The following is a 19,919-nucleotide window of genomic DNA, read 5'->3' as shown; positions in this document are numbered from 1 at the left end:
CCCAGCAGCCACTTGCACCACACCTGTCGCACCAATAACATCATCACCATCAGCCTCTGAGCTGCGCAAACGCGAGGAAACGACCTCCACCACAGGGCGGACCCGCGGAGAACATCCCGCTGTCCGACAACAGCCCGAACAGGGCGTAGATGACCAGGCCCACCACGATGACGTCGGTCTGCGCGTAGTTCCGGGCCTGCGTCATCAGCGAGCCGATGCCGCTGGTCGCGTTGATCTGCTCCACCACGACGAGCGCCAGCCACGAGATCGTCACCGCCATCCGCAGGCCAGTGAAGAAACCCGGCAGCGAACCGGGAATCGCGATCCGGCGCACGAACTGCCAGCGGCTCAACCGCACGGTCTCAGCCAGTTCCACGAACCGCCCGTCGACACCGCGCAGGGCGGCATGGGTGTTCAGGTAGATCGGCACCAGCACCGCCAGCGTCACCACCGTGATCTTCATGCCCTCCCCGATGCCGAACCAGATGATCGCCAGCGGGATCAGCGCGAGCGTCGGGATCGCCCGCTTGATCTGCACCGGTCCGTCGACCAGCGCTTCGCCGAAGCGGCTGAGCCCGGCCACCAGCGCCAGCACCAGCCCGATCAGCACGCCCAGCAGCAACGACACCGATGCCCGCCACAGCGACGTGAGCAGGTGCGACTGCAACCGGCCGTCGGTGAGCAGCTCCCCAGCCGTCGACACGACCTGCGCAGGCGGCGTGAGCGTGTGCGGCGACAGCAGGCCGATGCTCGAGGTCAGCTGCCATGCCAGCAGCAGCACGACCGGGCCGAGCAGCCGGAAGAACGGGATCTTGGGGCCGGGCCCCAATCGCCGGCGCTCAGCCACCATGGCCGTTCTCCGCTCGGCTCGCACCGATCCGGCGCACCGACTCGTCGACCACCGCGTCGAACCGCCGGTCGAAGTGCTCGTTGGCGTTCAACGGCTTCGGCAAGCCGCCGTCGGCTCGGAGCAGGTCGATGGTGTGCTGCTGCGTGGCGATGAGCGCGTCGTCGATCTTCGGGAACACGACCTCGCCCTCGGACGCCACGATCCGCTCGCCGTCGGCGCGGGTGACGCCCTGGTTCTTGACGTAGTAAAAGTCGATCCACTCGCTCGGGTGGGTCGCCGCCCACTGCCGGGCCGCGACGAAGTGGTCGACGAAAGCCCGGATCGCGGCTGCCTTCGCGGGATCCTCCAGCGCCGCGCGACGCGTGTAGAGGAAGCTCAGTCCGGTGCTGGTGCCCTCGGTCTCGGCGACCGGAATAGTGGTGCCCTGCCCGCCCGTCTGGGTAAGGAAGCGGGTGAGCCTGGGTTCGTTGAGCGGCGCGACGTCCACCGCTCCGGTGCGCACCGCGTCGTTGAACTCGGCCAGCTGCAGCCGGACGAGTTGCACATCGTTCGTGCTCAGGCCCGCCTTCTCCAGCGCCCGCAGCACGGACGACTGCTGCGCGGTGCCCTCGGCGTAGGCGATCTTCTTGCCGCGCAGGTCCGACAGGGTGCGGACGTTCGCGCCCGGGGTCACCGCGAAGCGGGTCGAGTTGGGATCGATGCGGTACGCAGCGATGATCGGCACGTCCTCCCCCGACGCCTGGGCGTAGATCGGCGGGGTGTCGCCGACGATGGCGATGTCGGCGGCCTCGGAGCGGAACGCTTCCAGCACCTCGGGGCCGCCGGTGAAGTTGGCGAATGCGGGCTTGACCGGGATTTTGTCGAACTCGCCGGAGGCGCGGAACAGGCTTTGCAACCGCTCCTGCTGATCCGCGACGACGAGCTTGGTCCCCGGCGGGATCTCGGTGGGCAGCGGGGCATCCGCGGCCAGCCCGCCGGTTCCGCCGCCGGAGGCGCAACCGGCGAGCGCCAGCAGCGCGGCGAAGCCCGCGGCGGCTCGGGCGATGGTTTTTCGGTGTCGAGCCGGGCGAATCCGCCCAGCAGGGGCCGACGAAGGCATGAGCTACCTACTTTTCAGCGCTTCTTCAGCGCAGGGAGAGACACCCGGCGAACGTTCCCGGGTGCGGAGCAGTGGCGCAACGGCCGACCGGCCGCGAAGGGTGAAGTGCCGTCAGATCAACGACAGCTGCAACACGTGACGCGCATCAGATCAATGGCGCGTCGTTCGACGAACGTGTTGGGCGAGATCACGAGCCGAGGATAAAACGGTCCACCACGGCCAGGGAACAACATCCCATTCGCTGAGAAGCCGCCACGAGTCCATACAGGACATGTTCGGTGCGGCGACACGTTTCGCCTGGTCGGGCCCCGTGAGTACTTTTGGGTGTGATAGCGGTTGGTTGGGAAGGTGTTGAGTGAAGCGAACAAACAGTTTGTGCCGCCTACCGACGTGAACAGGCCGTTCGCCCCACACCGGTTGGCAAGGCACAGCCTCTACAGCGCCCAAGAGCACTCACGGGGATCGGCAGGCTGTCCGGCGTCGAGGGCCGGAAACCCGCGAGCCTGGTGCCCGGCTCGGCCGGCTGCCACCCCGGCAGGTACTTCCGGGGCGCCCGAAGCCCCTTGCGGAGTGCGCGCTCCCGCACGGCCGCCCTGCCCGACGCGAGCTCGAACATCGGCGGCCTGGTCACCGTCCCCGGCGCGGTTCTGCGGCGAGCGCTACCTGGACCTGTTCGAATCGGTGGACCCGCGCCGAGAGATCATCGGCTACGTCGCGACCTTCGGAACGATTGCCAGAACCGGCCCCGCGCCGCGGCCGTACGTGCCGGGCGCGGCGCGGTAGTTCCGGGCTCTAGTCCTGAGATTGCGCCTCGGCCTGGGCTTGCGGCTCCGCCTCGGGCCGGAGCCCTGGCTTCGGCTGGGGCTGCGGCTTCGTCTGGGGCTCGGGATCGGCCTGCGAGGAGGAACTGCTGTGTGCGGTTCCGTTCTGGGACTCACCGTCATGCGTGGACACGTCCAACAATGTCGCGGTGAGGATCTTGTCCAGCCCCGAGGGGCGCTCGGCCGCCGCAGCGGTACCGGCCGCTCACAGCACGACCAGACCGCTGAGCAGCGCAGTGACGAGTGGACGACGCATCGAAAACCTCCCTGTGGGTGGGCATTGCCGTGGGAGACGCCATCACAACTCGATCACCACCGCCGGGTCCATCACCGTGCCGTGTAACCGGTTCCCGAGTTCGGGGGACGCAAGCGCCCCGCGGGAGAGCAGTGGCCCGGTCGCCGGGGGACGTGCGACCGGGCCACTCAGAGGTGGTTGCCTGGGGGGTGTCAGGCGTCCACCCGCTCTTCCTCCCGTGATTCCGCAGCCTGCGCACCACGCTGCGGAATCGCTCGGGAAGCGCCAGCCGCAACAGAGCTGCCGGCCGACCGCACAAACCGACGCCGTCGAAGAACCCGCCGCGCAGGATCGGGGACGAGCCTCGGCGCTGTCCGCGCTGTCCGGGGGATCGCAGCACGGTTGCGACTGCGGCCAGCGCACCAGGAGGGCGCACCGGGAATCCGTCTCCGTCGCGGTGTCGGAACGTGAGTGAGGTCATGCTTCCGCGCCAGCACCCCGCTGTCGCCTTTAAGGACATAACGAAACTTTTGTCACTTTTGTAATCCGCTCCTCGCCCGGAGTCTCCCGCCCTGACCTGCGGAGATGGTGGGTCCACGTGCGATCGTCGACACCGGGCGGTTACCGTTCGGGCCGCCGGTGATGAGCAGGCAAGCGCGATGTGGCGGGTGCAGAGGTCGTTGTCGCGGTTATGCCGCCGTGGCACGGAAACCGTGAACAACCCGACATCCGCCGAACGAGTCGACCTAATACGCCGTTTGCACTGATCAAAGCGGCCGCAATACGGAAATAACCTGACAAATACCCTGGTACGGTGACGGGCGTGCCCGAGATGACCACTACGTGTGCAACCCAAGCCTCGGGCCGGAGCAAACGCAAAATCAGCTGGGACGTCGTGCGGACCAGCTGCGTTCTGCTCGTGATGTGCTACCACGCCACCTTCCTCGGCACCTACCTGCACCCCGAGATGACGCCGCGAAACGTCGTCTTCCCCTACCAGGTCGGCGCCAGCCTGCTGCTGGTGATCTCGGCGTACTTCGCCTGCGTCACCATCGGCCGCGGCACCGTGCTGCGTTACTGGTGGGGACGCATGTCCAGGCTGTTCCCGCCGTTCGCCGGCGCGGTCGTGGTGATCTTCGCGGTGATGCGCTGGGCGGCGATCGAAGGCTGGTTCTACCCGAGCTTCAATGACCTGTGGTGGAACCTGCTGATGCTGTGGAACTGGAAGCCGGCGGACTACTGGTTCGTCGACGGTTCACATTGGACGGTCCCGCTGCAGCTGATGGGCTTCACCGCGGCCGCGTTGCTGTTCCGTACCAGGTGGGGCCACGGGCGGCGGATCATCGTGGTGCTGTGGGCGGCGGTGCTGGTGCCGATCGCGCAGTGGCCGGTGCGGGTGGCCGACAAGTCGGAGCTCTACCGCACGATCGTCGACGGCATCGGCGTGCACCGCTGGCACCTGTTCGTCGCCGGGGTGGCGATCTGGCTGTGGTCGACCCGGCGCATCGGCCTCCTGCACTTCGCGGCGATGCTGGCGGCCTGCATGCTCGGCCAGGCGCTGCACAACTACACCGAGACGCCGGAAGGCCTGATCGCCGACTGGGGCTCGACGGTCGCGGTGTGCATCGGCATGGTCGTGGTCGCGCTGACGGCCTTTGGGCCGGACTGGGACCGGATCTTCCCGGAGTGGCTGGCCGGGCGGATCCGGTGGTTCGCCGGGATCTCCTACGGCGTGTTCCTGGTGCACCAGACGATCGGCTACATCCTCATGAAGGAGCTCGACGAGATCGGCGTCGACCCCCTCCTGCAGACGGCCGCAATGCTGGTTACTGGCACGGTGCTGGGCTGGGCCTTGACCCACGCCGTCGAGCGCCCAACGCACAAGTTCCTGATGCGCACCTACGACGGCCTCGCCAACCGCCGCCGCACCCGATCCAGCGAAGCGCGAGGGGCACCCTCGAGCGGTTGAACCACAGCGGTTGAACCACAGCGGTTGCACCGCAGTTGAACCACTCAAGGGTGCCCCTCACCTCGAAAAATTCGTCAGATCGGGCGGCGGGTCAGGGGTTCCGCGTCGAGCGGGGTCAGGACGCGGACGGGGGCCGGGACGTCGGCCCAGCGGCGGACCGCCGCTTCCGCTTCCGCTCGCTGCCCGTCGGGCAGGCCCTCGATCTTCGCTCCGTGGTTGGCCCCAGGGACCAGGTAGCTGTAGGAGTCGCTGGTGCCGGGGCCGAGCCGGAAGGGTTCCGCGCTCCACGGGTCGCGCTCGCCGTTGACGAACATCAGTTCCGCGCCCTGGCTGCGCACCCACGCGTCGATCTGCCGCATCGACCCCGGTTTGAAGTCCATCGGGATGTCGCGGGACACCAGGTTGCGGGGCTGGCTGAGCTCCCGGTGGTGCAGCAGGTCGGCCAGCAGCTCGTCGGAGACGTCGGGCCAGCCGAGCTGGGTGCCGGCCTGGTAGTAGTACGGCGCGTACGGCTCGATGCCCTGGTCGGTGTAGAAGGAGAACTGCGCGGTCTCGTCGAAGAACGCGTAGATCTCGTCGGTGCTCGCGGTGGTCGCCGGGATCTTGGTGCAGTCCTGCTGGCCCCGGTACTGCCAGAACGCGAACGGCGTGTCGAGCACGACCATCTCCAGGCCCCGGTCGACGTCACCGATGATCCGGTCGAAGGTCAGTCCCTCCGCCTCGGCGTAGGCGTTGAACTTCGCCAGCATCTCGACTCGCCGGACCAGCGCCTCCCGCTGCACGGCGAGCAGCGCGTCCCGGCAGGCCGGGTCGGTGCCGACCGAGGCCAGGAACTCGTCGTATCTGTCGCGGTCGTTGTCGACGTCGTTGGGCGCCACGTAGGCGACGGTGCCGGCCACGTCGTCGGGGTAGAACCGGCGGTGGTAGACGGCCGTCATGCCACCCTTACTCGCCCCGGTCGTGATCCATTTCTGCTGGTAGATGGACTGCAGCGCGGAGATCACCCGGTGCTGGTCGGTAGCCGCCTGCCAGATGTCCAGGTCGTTCCAGTCGGCCGGATCGGGCCAGGACGGGACGAAGAACCGGTGCTCCAGGTTGACCTGGTTGCCGTCGACCAGCCGCGTCGGCTCGGTGCGGGTGACCTTGCTCGGCAGCTCGTAGCCGGTCGTGTAGAGCACGGTGGGCCGGCCGAGGTCGCGGTGCAGCAGGGTCAGGCGCTGCTGGAAGCCCCCGGCCTTCGGGTGCCGGTGGTCGCTGGGCTGCGCGAACGTCAGGTCGAAGAGCCGGAACCCCGGCTCGGTGGGCCGCTCGCCGACGACGGTCAGCCCGGGCACCGCCTCCAGCCGCTCCCGGATGTCGTCCAGCGGGGACGCGCCCACCGGGGCTCCGACGAGGAGCATGCCGCACACCACCACAAACGTGACGAGACCGCGCCAGTTCATTCCGCCTCCTGCTGGGCCCGAGATCACGCCGAACCTAGTTCCGCCGGGGTACAGCGGGAAGGCCTCGGCGTGTTTTCGCCGTTTCCTGTTGTGCCAGCTGGAATCCTCGCCGCAGGTAACGAGAACCGCCTCCCGGAAGGACGAATCGATGACGAAGGAAGAAATGCCGCCGGACGTGCAGGAGCTGCTGTCCCGCCCGAACCCGGCGGTGATCGCCACCGTTAACGCCGCCGGCGCGCCGGTCTCGGTGGCCACCTGGTACCTCTGGGACAGCGGAAAAGTGCTGGTCAACATGGATGCGGGCCGGGCACGGCTGAAGCACCTCAGGGCCGATCCGCGGGTGTCGCTGACGGTGCTGGACGGCGCGAGCTGGTACCGGCACGTCAGCCTGCGCGGCCGCGTCACCGCATTGGAGGACGACCCGGACCTGACCGACCTCGACCGGCTCGCCCAGCACTACCTGGGCGAGCCGTACCCGGTCCGCGACCGGCCCCGGGTCAGCGGCTGGATCGAGGTGGACGCCTGGCACAGCTGGGGCGGCTGACAGCCGGTCCGGCGCGTGCGGGTGGAGCGAACGGACTGTTTACCTCAATAGAAGGCGCATACAGGCCGTTCGCTCCAGCAACCCGACACCGGTTCCGAGCGAACGGACCGCCTGCTCCGATAGAAGGCGCGAACAGGCCGTTCGCTCCACCACCCGTTCAGGTCAGGCGGCGGTGTCCGCCCCCTGCGGGACCGGCTCCTCGTCGCGCTGCTTGGGCACGCTGACGTCACCGGACGGCATCTGTCCACTCTGGACGACTTCGCCGACGTAGCCGTCGGATGCCTCGCTCACCGCGCCGGCCTCCGTCGCCGCCAGGAACGGCTCCGCCGCAGCCAGCACCTGCTGCGCGGCCCGCACGCGCTCCGCGACGTCCTGCCGCATCCGCAGCATCGTCTCGGCGTACTCGTCGGCTCGCCGGATCCGCCGCTCCGCTTCCGCGGTCGCTTCGCGCACCCGCCGCTGCGCTTCTTCTCGGCTCTTCTGCTCGCGCTCGGCCTGGATGCGCGACGCCTCTTCGCGGCGCGCCGCCATCGACACCTCGAAGTCGTGCTCGATCTGGGTGCGACGCTCCTCTGCCTCGGTGTCCAGCCGGCGGCGGCGCTGCTCCGCTTCGCGCGCCATCGCCTGGACTTCCTCGCGGGTGCGCGCCAACATATCGTTGCGCTGCTGCTCGGACTGGCGGCGCCACTCGTCGGCCTCCGCCACCAGCTTCTCGTAGCGTTCCCGGAGTTGGGTGGCGGCCTGCTCGGACCGCGCCCACTCGTGCTCGGATGCGGACTGCGCGGCGGCGACGATCTCGTCCGCCTCGTCCTGCGCGAGCCGGACCATCCGGCGTAACCGGCCCGACAGCGCCGCGGCGTCGATCGGCGAGCGCGCCTGTTCGTCGAGCTGCTGCTTGAGCGATGCCACCTCGGCGCGCGCCTGGTTCAGCTGCTCCGTCAGGTCGCCGACCTGACTGAGCGCCGAGTCCCGGTCTTCGGTGACGAGCCGGATCTCGTTCTCGGTCTGCTGGATGTAGAACTTCACCTGTGATCGCCGGAACCCGTACCACACCGTGTCGAAATCCGACTTCAGCGGTACCAGTTCGCGGTCTTCGATGTGTCCCACGGTCTCACCCCGCTCGATTGATCAACATTGCCTGGGAGCGAGCCACGCCCCGACGCGGCAAGTCCGTTGTACACCTGAAAAGCGTGTCGCGATGCCCGCCGCAGGGCTGAACTGTTCAGCCCCGGGCACCGGGCAACGCGCGGTGCCACGGGTCGCTGGCCCCATTGTCCACTGCCGCGGCGAGTGAGATCAACTCCCCGGATTCCGGTGCAACGCAACGGTCATCCGATGTTGACCGGCCATACACTAGTGCGGAATTGCCTGCTGGAATCAGGTTTTCGTGCCCACCCCGAGGACTCGGCGGAATATCGTCTCGATTTCGTCTCGGCTCGGCACCGATTCCCGGACGACGCCTTGCAGCAGCAAACCGCAGAACAGAACGGACAACGCGCGCCCGGTGGACGGATCGGTGTAGGAGGCGAACAGCTCGGCCAGCGCGGTGTCCCATTCCTGGCTGACCTGGCGTAGCGCGGGCTTGTGCAGCGAGGCGATGTAGAGCTGGTGCTCGACGACGGTCTGCGGCAGGGCCGGACCGAGGTAGTGCAGCACCAGGTCGGTCAGCGCGACGGCCAGATCGCAGTCGCGTCCGAGCCGGCCGGCCCACTGCCGGAGGTGCTCGACATCGTCCTCGGCGGCCTGCCGCAGCGCGCTGGCGAGAAGGTCGTCGAGGGTGGCGAAGTAGTAGGTGGTCGACCCCAGCGGAACATCCGCCGCAGCCGCCACGGCACGGTGCGTGAGCTTCTCCACCCCGCGCTCGGCGACGACCGTGATCGCGGCGCGGGCGATGCGCTCGCGGCGGGCCGGGTCCTTGCGGCGCGCGGCGGGCGCGGGCGGGATGGTCGACATTCGCTTCGGCGTTCCTCCCGTGGGCTCCACAACGACACCTAGCCTGCCACGTTGACCAGCGAGGGCGATGCGGTCCAGGTCACCGGATCCGCATTCGTCCTGTTCATCACGCTTTTTCGATGATTCACCCGGAAGCCCGGCACCCGATGATGTACAGATGTACAGGATCGATGTTAGGGTCTTCCGCGGCACTGCGCCGGGACACAAGCGCTAACCCGCCACCGAATGGCCCACCAGGAGGTGAATTCCGCAAATCGCGGGTTGTCGGTCCCCATTCGGATAATTGCGCGCCGCCCACGGTTACCGGCGGCGCAATGGGCGGACGCGCCTTAGTGTGGCGGAGCGAATCGGATCGTGGCAATGCGCACACCTGTACCAGAAGTGCGCATTGGTGCGGCTCCGGCGCAAAAAGCACAATCGACGTCACGGGGAAACGAGCCATGTCGCAAGCTGAGAATTCGACGCCCTCTCTGTTCATTGATGGCGAGTGGGCGTCGGCCGCTGACGGTCGCACCCGCGAGATCCGCTGCCCGGCCGATGGCACGCTGGTGGCCACGGTCGACGAAGCCGGGACTGCCGATGCCGAGCGGGCCATCGCCGCCGCGCGCCGCGCCTTCGACGACGGTGCCTGGACCGCCACCTCGGCCTGGGAGCGCGGCGACCTGCTGCTTCGGGTGAGCGACATCCTGGTGCGCGACAAGGCGGAGTTCGCCCGCGCCGAATCGCTGGACACCGGCAAGCGGCTGGTCGAGAGCGAGTACGACATGGACGACATCGCCGCGTGCTTCCGCTACTTCGGCAAGATCGCCGGCACCGACGCGGGCCGCATCGTCGACACCGGGTCGCCGGACGCGATCAGCCGCGTGCAGTACGAACCGGTCGGCGTGTGCGGCATGATCACCCCCTGGAACTACCCGTTGCTGCAGGTGGCCTGGAAGGTCGCCCCGGCGATCGCGGCGGGCAACACCTTCGTCCTCAAGCCCAGCGAGCTCACCCCCAGCACCGCGATCCTGCTGATGCGCGCGCTGGCCGAGGCCGGACTGCCCGCCGGGGTCGGCAACCTGGTGCTGGGCACCGGCGCCGAGGTCGGCTCGGTGCTGGCCGAGCACCCGGACGTCGACCTGATCTCGTTCACCGGGGGCCTGCACACCGGGCGCAAGATCTCGGCCGCCGCGGCGCCGACGGTAAAGAAGGTGGCCCTGGAGCTCGGCGGCAAGAACCCGAACATCGTGTTCGCCGACGCCGACTTCGAGGCCGCGGTGGACTACGCGCTGACCGCGGTGTTCCTGCACTCCGGGCAGGTCTGCTCGGCCGGGGCGCGGCTGATCGTGCAGGACGAGGTGCACGACGCTCTGGTGGACGAGATCGTCCGCCGCGCCGAGCTGATCCGCATCGGCGGCCCGTTCGACTCCGACGCCGAGACGGGGCCGCTGATCTCCGCCGCGCAACTGAAGAAGGTGGACGACTACGTCGCGAAGGCCGTCGCCGAAGGCGCCGTGCTGCGCACCGGCGGACGCCGCCCCGAGGGCGAACGCTACGCCGACGGCCACTACTACCTGCCCACCGTCCTCGCCGACGTCAAACCGGGCAGCTACGCGGTCACCGAGGAGTCTTTCGGCCCGGTGCTGACCGTCGAGCGCTTCACCGACGAGGACGAGGCGGTGCGCATCGCCAACGACACCCACTACGGCCTGGCGGGCGCGGTGTTCACCGGCGATCCGGGCAAGGCTCAGCGGGTTGCCAACCGGCTGCGGCACGGCACCATCTGGATCAACGACTTCCACCCCTACCTGCCGCAGGCGGAATGGGGCGGCTTCAAGCAGTCCGGCATCGGACGCGAACTGGGCCGGGCCGGACTCGGCGAGTACCAGGAGGCAAAGCACGTCTACCAGAATCTGCGGCCAGCACCACAGAACTGGTTCTCCGGAAAATAGGGAGGAATTCGCTTTACCCGCGCCGGAACTGCGCGGCCAGTCCGGGCCGCGCTTTGCCCGAAACCGCCGATGTAAGCGGTGATCTTCGCGCGACGCAAAGCAACCACCCGATTCGTTCCCCTCCCCGCATCCGGCGGGCGGGCATGGTCGGGAAAGGAGTTCGGGGCATGAGCGCGCCCAATTACGACGCCGAGCTCAACGAGTTCGGCTACACCAACAAACTGAAGAGAAGCCTCGGCGGATTCGCGACCTTCGCGGCCGGGATCAGCTACATCTCGGTGCTCACCGGCACCTTCCAACTGTCCTACTTCGGCCTGTCCTTCGGGGGCCCCGCCTACTGGTGGTCCTGGCCGATCGTGTTCGTCGGGCAGTTGCTACCCGCCGGTTCGCTGCTGGCGCGGGTCAGCCCGCGCTGCCAGACTCCGATCGTGCCGGCCGTGGTCATCGGCGTGCTCGCGGTGGCCCTGCTGGTCAACATCGGGCAGCCGCAGATCTTCACCGCGGTCACCAGCCTGGCGATCATCCTGATCTACATCTCGTACCTGCTGGTCACCGTGCCGATGCTGGTCGCGCGGCTGCGCGGCAAGTGGTCTGCGCCAAAAAGCGAGGCGAAGCAGCCGGGCCGGTTCGGCCTGGGCAAGCTGGGGTTGCCGATCAACGTCCTGGCCGTGCTCTGGGGCTTGGGCATGACGATCAACCTGGCGTGGCCGCGCCGCGAAGTCTCCAACGCGGAGCCGCCGTACCACTGGTACCTGCAAGTACAGCTCGGTGCTGTTCGTCGGAGTCGCGGCCGTAGGCGGGTTCGCGTACTACTGGTTCGTCCAGCGCCACAAGGTCGGCGTGCTCGCCGACCACGCTGCGGAGTCCACTTCGGACAGCGGTGCCACGAGCCCGGGCGCCTGAGCGTCCGCGCTGATGACGTGCCCAGCGGACTCGAGCACACCCGGCATCAGGCAAGCGGCGGAGCCGCTTCCCGCCACGCACGCGACCGGCACCGCCGCGGGTTCTCAACGGTGTCCTGCGGGGACACCCCGCACCCCGGGCGGCTCGCGAGGCAAGCCCCGATGTGGCGTATTGACATGTGCGAATCGGGGATCCCGCAGACGAGGGGGCTTCTGAGGTTCCGCTACCCGCACCGCAGAGCAAGGCGACCAGAAGGTTCATTCCAGAAACGGAGATTCCCAATGGCAGATCAGTTCGACTACGTCGTGGTGGGTGGCGGCAGCGCCGGCGCGGCCGTCGCGGCGCGGCTGTCGGAGGACCCGGACGTCACCGTGTGCCTGCTGGAGGCCGGCCCGTCCGACGTCGACGACAAGGCAATCCTGGAGCTCAAGCGCTGGATGGCGCTGCTGGAGTCCGGCTACGACTGGGACTACCTGATCGAGCCGCAGGACAACGGCAACTCGTTCATGCGGCACGCGCGGGCCCGGGTCCTCGGCGGCTGCTCCTCGCACAACTCCTGCATCGCGTTCTGGGCCCCGGCCGAGGACCTCGACGAGTGGGAGTCGATGGGCGCCACCGGTTGGGGCGCCAAGGACATCTTCCCGCTGTACAAGCGGTTGGAGACCAACGACGGGCCGGGCGAGCACCACGGCCGCAGCGGCCCGGTGACCATCCGCAGCGTCCCGCCGGAGGACCCGTGCGGCGGCGCGCTGCTGCAGGCCTGCGCCCAGGAAGGCCTCCCCACCACGGAGTTCAACTCCGGCAAGACCGTGGTGCACGGCGCGAACTGGTTCCAGATCAACGCGCGGGAGGACGGCACCCGGTCCTCGTCGTCGGTGTCCTACCTGCACCCGAACCTGAACCGGCCGAACCTGGAGATCCGCACCCAGGCCTGGGCCAAGAAGGTCACCTTCGACGGCACCCGGGCCACCGGCGTGCGGTACCTGGACGCGGACCTGATCCACACCCGCACGGTCACCGCGCGCCGCGAGGTGGTGCTGTCCACCGGCGCCATCGACACCCCGAAGCTGCTGATGCTCTCCGGCATCGGGCCGGCCGAGCACTTGCGCGAGTTCGGCATCGACGTGCTGGTCGACTCCCCCGGCGTCGGCTCCTACCTGCAGGACCACCCGGAGGGCGTGATCAGCTGGGACGCCAAGCAGCCGATGGTCACCGACTCCACGCAGTGGTGGGAGATCGGCATCTTCACCACCACCGAGCCTGGCCTGGACCGGCCGGACCTGATGTTCCACTACGGTTCGGTGCCCTTCGACATGCACACCGTGCGGCAGGGCTACCCGACCTCGGAGAACAGCTTCTGCCTCACCCCGAACGTCACCCGCGCCCGCTCCACCGGCACGGTACGGCTGCGCAGCCGGGACTTCCGGGACAAGCCGAAGGTCGACCCGCGGTACTTCACCGACCCGCACGACATGCGGGTGATGACCGAGGGCATCAAGCTGGCCCGCAAGATCGTGGCGCAGCCGGCGATGCAGGGCTGGGCCGGTGCCGAGCTGTTCCCGGGCCCGGACGTGCGCACCGACGACGAGATCGCGGACTACATCAAGCGCACCCACAACACCGTCTACCACCCGGCGGCCTCGGTGCCGATGGGCGCGGACGACGACCCGACGAAGCCGCTGGACGCCCGCCTGCGGGTCAAGGGCGTGCAGGGCCTGCGGGTGGCGGACGCCTCGGCGATGCCGTTCCTGGTCGCGGTGAACCCCAACATCACCACGATGGCCATCGGCGAGAAGTGCTCCGACATGCTCAAGGAGGACAACCGCTGATCCGGTGCAGGTGAGGAGCACCCGCGCCGCTCACCCCCCGTGACACGGATCCCGGCATCATCCCCCGATCGCGGGTCGGTGTCCGAACGCTGCGAAGGTCCCACCGGTCCCCCTTCCCGGAGGGACCTCCGGCGTTTTCGGATGTTGCGGTGGTTTGCGCATCGATCACCGCAACGACGTTCTCAATGATCAACTAAACGTCTGCTGACCAGCGCTGATGGTCGCCGTTTGCGGCCGGCGGGCCGTCCTTACCGACACCCCGTCGTGCGTGGATGTCTGGCGTCGTTCGCAGAGATCTGCCACCGACGGCCAGTGTCCGAGGCACCACTCGCCCAATAGGACGACACCCGGTAGTTCTGCGCCATTGCTAGAGCAGTCCTACCGTGACGGTCTGGGGTGTCCTACGGGATGGGATGGGGTTAAGCCTGCAGCTGCTGGGGGAGGCTTTATGGATCTGTCCATCGTGGTTCCCTGCTGCAACGAAGGGGACGTACTCGACGACTTAACAGATCGGCTGTCGGCCGTCCTTCCCAAGATCAGCAGCGACTACGAGGTCATCCTCGTCGACGACGGCAGCTCCGACGAGACCCTCGCCAAGGCGCGCCGGGCCAGCGTCGAGCATCCTGGCTTCCGGTTCGTCTCGCTGAGCCGGAACTTCGGCAAGGAAGCGGCGCTAGTAGCGGGGTTGAGCCATGCAACAGCCAGTCGTATCGCCGTTCTGGATGCGGACCTGCAGCACCCACCGGAAATGCTGCCCGACATGGTGAAGCTGCTGGACTCGGGCTACGACCAGGTGGTGGCGCGGCGGACCCGCCACGGGGAGTCGTTCGCGCGGACGGCTCTGTCTCGCCTGTACTACTGGGCTGTGAACAAGCTCGTCGATGTCTCCCTTCAGGACGGCGTTGGCGACTTCCGCCTGTTGTCGCGGCGTGCCGTCGACGCGTTGCTGTCACTGCCTGAGCACAACCGGTTTTCGAAGGGGCTGTGTTCCTGGATCGGCTTCGACACTGCCACGGTCAGCTACCGCAACGTCGTTCGCGGCGGCGGCAAGTCGAAGTGGTCGGCCGGAAAACTGTTGAACTACGGCATCGACGGGATTCTCTCGTTCAACAACAAACCGCTGCGGGCGGCCATCCACTTGGGCGCACTGATCACGGTTCTTGCGTTCTGCTACGCCACGTTCGTTGTCGTCAACACGCTGGTGTACGGGGTGCGCGTTCCCGGCTACGCGACGCTGGTGGTCGCTGTCGCTTGCCTCGGCGGCATCAATCTCCTCGTCCTCGGGGTCATCGGCGAGTACCTGGGACGGATCTATGTCGAGACGAAACGACGGCCGCCGTTCCTGGTCAAGGAAACCGGGCCGGTGGACAAGGCTGCAGCGTCGGCACCCTGGATCAGCGACCGAGACGCACCGCAACAGCGTGACGGACCACAGACGGCGGTCAACGTCAACGGCCACGACCCGGCCAAGTGGGCGTCCAGAGGTCGTTGAGGGCCAATGGTGCCGGGCGGGCGGAGCGGGTCGCGGTTGGTGCGTTTCTGTTTGGTTGGCGTGGCGAACACTGCGGTGCACTACGCCATCTACATCGCACTGTGGTTCGTGGTGCCGTATCTGGTCGCGCACCTCCTCGCGGCTTCGGTCGCGATGGCGGTGTCATACCTGCTGAACTGTTACTACACCTTCCGCGTTCCGCCCACGCTGCTGAAGTTCCTGCTGTACCCGCTGTCGAACCTGACAAATCTCGCGTTGAGCGCAGCCGCGGTCTACACGCTTGTCGAGTACGCAGGGGTCGACTCCCGGATCGCGACATTCGCGGGCGGGGTTGTCGCTGTGCCGGCGACCTTCCTCGTCTCCAGGTTCGTCCTTACCCGGACGTCGCTCGTGGTGGGCAGGGCGGACAGCGGTGGACAGGCCGGCAAGGAACCGAGCAGTGCGGCACGGAGGAGCCGGTCTTCGGGGAACGGCTGCTGAGAGGAGTGCTAGTGGCGAACACGGTTTCTCCGGACGAGACGGACATTGCGGTGGAACAAAAGACGCCGCGTGTCGGGCCGAACGGCGTTCGGTGCGGGTTCGCCGCGCTGACCTGTGCCTTGGCGGGCTTGCTGGCGCAGTTTCCACTCCTGAGAAACTCGCTGGCCTACTACACAGACGATGCCGCGATCCAGGTCCTGCCCATGTGGTTCCGCCTCGGCGAACAGGTCCGCGGCGGATCCTGGCCGGTCACGCTCGACGTTGGCTCGTGGATGGGCGGCAACCTCGTCCTCGAGGCGTTGTTCGGCGTGTGGAACCCGGTCAACGCGCTCGTGTGGGTGTTCGTATCCGTCATGCCGGACCTGGCGCTCGCCGGAGACGTCGTCCGCTCGGCGGCGTTCTCGGCGATCGCTCTCGGCTCATATCTGCTGTTCCGGGAGTACGGGGCGCGCCCATGGGCCGCGAGTGTGACCGCCGCTGCCCTACCGTTCTGCGGATCGCTGTTCTTCTTCGACGCGGTCAAATGGCCGGCCGCGCTGCTGGCGTTCGTGTGGATCCCGTACCTGTGGTGGGCTACGCGCCGAATGGCCAAGGGAAAGGGCAACGCCGTCTGGGTCTTCGTCCTTGGGGTACTCGCTGTGACCGCCGGCAACCCATACGGGATGCTCGGGGTGTGCGGCGTACTGTTCGCCGTGCTCATCGAAACCGCCGTCAACCGGCGCTGGCGGGTGACCGGTGAGGTGTTCCTCGCATCGGCGGCGATCGTCGCGGTGGCACCGCTGGTATACCTTCCGCTTCTGCTCAGCTCCCACGTGACATGGCGCAGCACCGGTGGTGCCCCGCGCAACACCGGCGAACTCACCCCCAACCTGAGCGACCTCGTGAATGCGAGCCTTCCCGGCTACGTCCCGGAAATCCCCAACGTCGGGGACTCGGCAGTCTTCTTCTGTTGGTTCGCCATCCCGCTGGCGGCCTGGTTCGACTGGTCGGTGGTGCGCCGGCGACGTCGGGAACTAGCCGGCTGCCTGGTGTTTACCGGGATTTTTCTACTGATGGCGATCGGCCCGTCTGATTTGTGGTTGTTCCGTTGGCCGCTGCGGCTTTTGCACTACGGCTACCTCGGTCTCGGGGTCCTGCTGGCCGTCCTGCTGTCCGCCGGGCTGCGCACCGACCACCTGCGCCGACGGACGATGGTCGCAACCGCGCTGCTGCTGTTCTGCTACTACCTCGGATGGGCCGCCAACCCGGACCCCTCGATACTCCGGCGCCAAGTCCTCACCGTGCTCGGCCTGGCCGTGCTGAGCGGCACGGCAGTGTGGGCATTCCGGCGGCTGGGCACACGAGGACTGGCCGCTGTCGTGCATGCCGGCACGGTGGGGACTTTCGCGTTGCAAGTGCACTGGTTCGTCGACGGGCACACGCCGCCGCCCTACTACTACCCAACCAACATCGCCGAGGCGCGCGCTCACTTCGCGCACCGCTATCAGGGCGCGGTTTTCCAGATATCCGACCTCGGTGGGATCGGCCCACCACGGCCGGGCCCCGAGGCGTGGCACGATCTCATGCCCGGCAACTTCTACCAAGCAACCGGGATCGAGAGCATCAACGCCTACACCGGCATGGGATTCTCCGCGCTATCGAACACGGTGTGCCTGTCCTACAACGGTTCCGCTTGTGCCGATGCCTACTCCGCTCTGTGGCAGCGCGTCCCCGGCACGGAAGCGCCGCTCGCGAACCTGTTGCGGGTGGACACCGTCGTCGTCCAACGGCGGCTGATTCCCGAGCCGGTCGTGCCAGCAGGCTGGCACGTGGTGCAGCGAACAGACCGCATCACCGTGCTCGAACGCACTGTCGCTGCACCGCGCACGAGCGGACGGCTCAGCTGGGCATCACCGAACGTGCGCGTCACGGCGAACACGGCACTGGACAACCGCCACGAAACAGCAACGTTCAGCCGGTCGGACGGCAGAGGCGGACAACTCCTCTTTGCTCGACTCGCATGGCCGGGCTACACCGCGAAGATGGGTAACAGACAGCTTCCCGCCCACGCAGGCCCTGCCGGGCTGCTCCAGGTCGACATCCCGGCCGACGCGCCGAATTCCTCCGACATCCGCATTTCCTGGTCGCCACCCGGTATCCGCATAGCTCTCATATGCGCGGCGCTAGGCGCACTGACCACCACCGCGCTGGCGGCGGCGCAAGCCCACCAGCACCGCCACGGGGCGCTGCGGAGGGCGAGCAGGTAACAGACGATCCACCACGTGGCCGTGTCGGCGAAATGCAGCCCAGGTACAACGGTTGCGCAGGCATCAGGCCGGGTCGACGTAGCGCATCACGAGCGTCGCGCAGGCGTCGTCCTCGAGCGCTTGGTAGACGTGGTCCACCCCGCCGTCGAAGCGGATGTAGTCACCCGGGCCGAGCGTTTCCGGCGCGGACTCCGGCCCGACAACGAGGGTTCCGGAGTGCACCAACAGCTGCTCGATCACCCGCGGCCGGTGCGCGCTGGACACGTACCGGGCCCCGGCTCGCACGTGCAGCCGGTACACCTCCAGCTGCTGGCCGCCGCTGAACACCCGGTCCATCAGCTGCACGTCCACCGTCCGCCCGGAGAGGTCCGAGCCGCTGGCCCGGTTGACCACCACCGCCTCCTCCGCGCTCCCCCCGGACTCCGCGACCAGCAGCCGCCCCAGCGGCGCATCGAGCACCGTCGCGAGCGCGTAGAGCGTCTCCAGCGTCGGATTGCGCCGACCGGCCTCCAGCTCCGACAGCGTGCCCTTGCCGATGCCGGCCCGGCGGGCGGTCTCGGACAGCGACAGTCCGCGCAGCGCTCGGGCGGCGCGCAGGTTCGCGCCCACGACCTTGACCAGCTCCACCGCTACCTCCTAGCATCGGTCGTTCCATAAACAGAACGGAAGCTCCGGTGCAGTTACGGCAACAGCTCCCCACCGCCCTGCCGATGTCCACATTGGTCTCCGGCGCCATCACCACGTTGGTCGGCGTGGTGAGCTCCGCAGCCATCGTCTTCCAAGCCGCGCGGACCCTCGGCGCGGGCCCCGCGGAAATCGGCTCGTGGATCCTCGCGCTCGGCACGGGCATCGGCGTCACCTCGATCGCCCTGTCCCTCCGCTACCGGGCGCCGGTCATGCTGGCCTGGTCCACGCCCGGTGCCGCGCTGCTGGCCACGAGTGGTCAAGGTACCTCGATGGCCGAAGCGGTAGGCGCGTTCCTGCTCGCCGCGGCGCTGACGGTGCTGGTGGGGCTCACCGGCTGGTTCGAGCGGGCGGTCAACCTGATCCCGTCGTCGATCGCGTCCGCGCTGCTCGGCGGCGTACTGCTGCAGTTCGGCCTGGGCATGTTCGCCGCCATGCAGATTCAGTTCTGGCTGGTGCTGGCGATGCTGGTGGGTTATCTGCTCGGCAAGCGCCTGCTTCCCAGGTACGCGGTGCTCATCGCGCTCGTGATCGGCGTGGTGCTGGCCGCCGCCCAGGGGTCGTTGCGCTTCGACGGCGTCGGCTTCACCCTGGCCGCGCCGGTGTGGACCTGGCCGAACTGGTCGCTGCACTCCATGATCAGCCTGGCCGTTCCGCTGTTCATCATCACGATGACCTCGCAGAACCTGCCCGGCATGGTGACGCTGCGCGCCCACGGCTACCCGACGCCGGTGTCGCCGATCCTGTCCTGGACCGGCGCGGTGAACGTGGTGCTGGCCCCGCTGGGCTGCTTCGGCATCAACCTCGCGGCGATCACCGCGGCGCTGTGCATGGGCCGGGACGCGCACGAGGATCCGGGGCAGCGCTACAAGGCCAGCATCGTCTCCGGCGCCTGGTATCTGCTGTTGGGGGTCTTCGGGACGATGCTCGGCAGCCTCATCGCCGCGTTCCCGCTCGCGCTGATCACCGCGCTCGCCGGGATCGGCCTGCTGGACACCATCGGCGGCTCACTGGCCAAGGCCACCGAAGACCCGGGCAGTCGCACCGCCGCGCTGATCGCGTTCCTGGTCACGGCCTCGGGCCTGACGATCTTCGGCATCGCGTCGGTCTTCTGGGGCCTGCTGGCCGGGGTCACCGCCCACCTGATCACCAGGAAACCGGTGGCCCGCACCTGAGAACGGAGCGCTCGGGGACGGGGTGAGCTGGCAAGCCTCTGGGCGGCCGACCGGCGCGGCACCATGGCAAGTTCTTGACCATCAGCCCCGGCGACTTCCAGCCCAAGCCCGTGCAGCGGACCCTGCCGATCTACCTGGGCGGCTCTCCCTGCGGCGTGACCCACCCGAGGCGAGCAGCGGAGTCAGCGTACATACCGTCTAGTCGGTACGGTGCTGGGAATGGGTTCCAGCGACGCGACCCCCACGATCCACGCGATGTTGAA

At 68.0% G+C, this 19,919-nt stretch carries 14 protein-coding genes; 8 read left to right on the top strand and 6 right to left on the bottom strand.

Annotated features, from left to right (window positions below; all coding sequences use genetic code 11):
• Window positions 1-49 precede the first annotated feature (49 nt).
• Together ACRXBZ_RS31945 and ACRXBZ_RS31940 are read right to left on the bottom strand one after the other, a co-directional pair.
• Window positions 50-850: an ABC transporter permease gene (locus ACRXBZ_RS31945; RefSeq protein ID WP_433882205.1), complete on the bottom strand. Its 801-nt coding sequence runs from the start codon at window positions 848-850 to the stop codon at window positions 50-52.
• Complete coding sequence (locus ACRXBZ_RS31940) at window positions 840-1,949, bottom strand: ABC transporter substrate-binding protein (RefSeq protein WP_433882204.1); 1,110 nt, start codon at window positions 1,947-1,949, stop codon at window positions 840-842. Before ACRXBZ_RS31940 ends, ACRXBZ_RS31945 begins: the two co-directional genes overlap by 11 nt.
• Before the next feature lie 1,951 nt (window positions 1,950-3,900).
• Here ACRXBZ_RS31940 and ACRXBZ_RS31935 point away from each other — a divergent pair.
• On the top strand, window positions 3,901-4,974 hold the full coding sequence (locus ACRXBZ_RS31935; protein WP_433882203.1) for an acyltransferase family protein: 1,074 nt from the start codon (window positions 3,901-3,903) through the stop codon (window positions 4,972-4,974).
• 74 nt (window positions 4,975-5,048) lie between these two features.
• Here the strand turns inward: ACRXBZ_RS31935 and ACRXBZ_RS31930 are convergent, their stop codons facing one another.
• The gene (locus tag ACRXBZ_RS31930) at window positions 5,049-6,416 is read right to left on the bottom strand and encodes a S28 family serine protease (RefSeq protein WP_433882202.1); all 1,368 of its coding nucleotides are present in this window, start codon (window positions 6,414-6,416) and stop codon (window positions 5,049-5,051) included.
• A gap of 148 nt (window positions 6,417-6,564) precedes the next feature.
• On the opposite strand from ACRXBZ_RS31930, the gene ACRXBZ_RS31925 reads away from it, so the two are divergent.
• Window positions 6,565-6,960 (top strand): PPOX class F420-dependent oxidoreductase, encoded by a 396-nt coding sequence (locus tag ACRXBZ_RS31925; protein ID WP_433882201.1) that lies wholly within the window; start codon window positions 6,565-6,567, stop codon window positions 6,958-6,960.
• 162 nt (window positions 6,961-7,122) lie between these two features.
• Here ACRXBZ_RS31925 and ACRXBZ_RS31920 read toward each other — a convergent pair whose 3' ends face one another.
• Together ACRXBZ_RS31920 and ACRXBZ_RS31915 are read right to left on the bottom strand one after the other, a co-directional pair.
• The gene (locus ACRXBZ_RS31920) at window positions 7,123-8,067 is read right to left on the bottom strand and encodes a coiled-coil domain-containing protein (RefSeq protein WP_433882200.1); all 945 of its coding nucleotides are present in this window, start codon (window positions 8,065-8,067) and stop codon (window positions 7,123-7,125) included.
• A 270-nt stretch (window positions 8,068-8,337) separates the two neighbouring features.
• The gene (locus ACRXBZ_RS31915; RefSeq protein WP_433882199.1) at window positions 8,338-8,913 is read right to left on the bottom strand and encodes a TetR/AcrR family transcriptional regulator; all 576 of its coding nucleotides are present in this window, start codon (window positions 8,911-8,913) and stop codon (window positions 8,338-8,340) included.
• Window positions 8,914-9,353: 440 nt separating this feature from the next.
• On the opposite strand from ACRXBZ_RS31915, the gene ACRXBZ_RS31910 reads away from it, so the two are divergent.
• The 5 genes from ACRXBZ_RS31910 to ACRXBZ_RS31890 all read left to right on the top strand — a co-directional run bounded on the left by ACRXBZ_RS31910 (window position 9,354) and on the right by ACRXBZ_RS31890 (window position 17,797).
• Window positions 9,354-10,847: an aldehyde dehydrogenase family protein gene (locus tag ACRXBZ_RS31910; protein ID WP_433882198.1), complete on the top strand. Its 1,494-nt coding sequence runs from the start codon at window positions 9,354-9,356 to the stop codon at window positions 10,845-10,847.
• Between the two features lie 1,184 nt (window positions 10,848-12,031).
• Window positions 12,032-13,579 (top strand): GMC family oxidoreductase, encoded by a 1,548-nt coding sequence (locus ACRXBZ_RS31905; protein WP_433884037.1) that lies wholly within the window; start codon window positions 12,032-12,034, stop codon window positions 13,577-13,579.
• 448 nt (window positions 13,580-14,027) lie between these two features.
• Window positions 14,028-15,071: a glycosyltransferase family 2 protein gene (locus ACRXBZ_RS31900; protein WP_433882197.1), complete on the top strand. Its 1,044-nt coding sequence runs from the start codon at window positions 14,028-14,030 to the stop codon at window positions 15,069-15,071.
• A gap of 6 nt (window positions 15,072-15,077) precedes the next feature.
• Entirely contained in the window at window positions 15,078-15,551 is a 474-nt protein-coding gene (locus ACRXBZ_RS31895; protein WP_433882196.1) for a GtrA family protein, read from the top strand.
• A gap of 11 nt (window positions 15,552-15,562) precedes the next feature.
• Window positions 15,563-17,797, top strand: coding sequence for a hypothetical protein (locus tag ACRXBZ_RS31890; protein WP_433882195.1), 2,235 nt, complete (start codon window positions 15,563-15,565; stop codon window positions 17,795-17,797).
• A 63-nt stretch (window positions 17,798-17,860) separates the two neighbouring features.
• Here ACRXBZ_RS31890 and ACRXBZ_RS31885 read toward each other — a convergent pair whose 3' ends face one another.
• Window positions 17,861-18,424, bottom strand: coding sequence for a helix-turn-helix domain-containing protein (locus ACRXBZ_RS31885; protein WP_433882194.1), 564 nt, complete (start codon window positions 18,422-18,424; stop codon window positions 17,861-17,863).
• A 47-nt stretch (window positions 18,425-18,471) separates the two neighbouring features.
• On the opposite strand from ACRXBZ_RS31885, the gene ACRXBZ_RS31880 reads away from it, so the two are divergent.
• Window positions 18,472-19,656 (top strand): benzoate/H(+) symporter BenE family transporter, encoded by a 1,185-nt coding sequence (locus ACRXBZ_RS31880; RefSeq protein WP_433882193.1) that lies wholly within the window; start codon window positions 18,472-18,474, stop codon window positions 19,654-19,656.
• Window positions 19,657-19,919: the final 263 nt, after the last annotated feature.

This window comes from Saccharopolyspora hattusasensis (genome assembly GCF_050972075.1).
Lineage (GTDB): Bacteria > Actinomycetota > Actinomycetes > Mycobacteriales > Pseudonocardiaceae > Saccharopolyspora > Saccharopolyspora hattusasensis.
Note: the sequence above shows the minus strand (reverse complement) of the source record. Positions and strands in the feature narration are given on the sequence as shown.